Source organism: Streptomyces torulosus (genome assembly GCF_001419765.1).
In the GTDB taxonomy this organism is placed as follows: domain Bacteria; phylum Actinomycetota; class Actinomycetes; order Streptomycetales; family Streptomycetaceae; genus Streptomyces; species Streptomyces torulosus.
Map to the genome: position 1 here is coordinate 1 of NZ_LIRK01000243.1, position 694 is coordinate 694.

Annotated in this window: 1 protein-coding gene; it reads right to left on the reverse strand. The window is 70.6% G+C overall.

The annotated features are described in order from the left end of the window. Positions 1–694 (reverse strand): ABC transporter permease (locus AOK23_RS49865; protein WP_240496423.1); only part of this gene is annotated, 694 nt, incomplete at both ends.

A 694-nucleotide genomic window follows, 5' to 3' on the forward strand; every position in this document is an offset into this window, starting at 1 on the left:
CGGCGGCATCGACTTCGACGGCGGCAAGGGCACCCTCGGCGGCGCGATCGCCGGAGTGTTCCTCCTCGGCACCCTCCAGAACGTGATGAGCCTGCAGGACGTCTCCGCCCAGTCGCAGATCGTCGTCACCGGTGTCCTGCTCGTCCTCTCCGTGCTCGGCCCCCGGGTCGCACGCCAGATCTCCGTCGCGAGGGCCGGCCGCGCCGCGGCCGGCCCTCGCGACGGAGATCTGGCGTGCGACCCGGGGGCCGAGCACGGAGAGGACGAGCAGGACACCGGTGACGACGATCTGCGACTGGGCGGAGACGTCCTGCAGGCTCATCACGTTCTGGAGGGTGCCGAGGAGGAACACTCCGGCGATCGCGCCGCCGAGGGTGCCCTTGCCGCCGTCGAAGTCGATGCCGCCGAGCAGCACGGCCGCGATGACGGACAGTTCGAGTCCGGTGGCGTTGTCGTAGCGGGCGCTGGCGTAGTGCAGGGCCCAGAAGATGCCGGTGAGGGAGGCCATCACACCGGTGACGGTGAAGAGGATCAGCTTCTGGCGCTTGACGCGGATGCCGGTGAAGCGCGCGGCCTCCTCGCTGGCGCCGATCGCGAACAGGGACCGCCCGAACGGGGTGGCGTGCAGGGCGATCACGGCGATGACGAGCAGCACCAGGAAGGGGATGAGGGCCTGCGGGACGAAGCTGTCGCC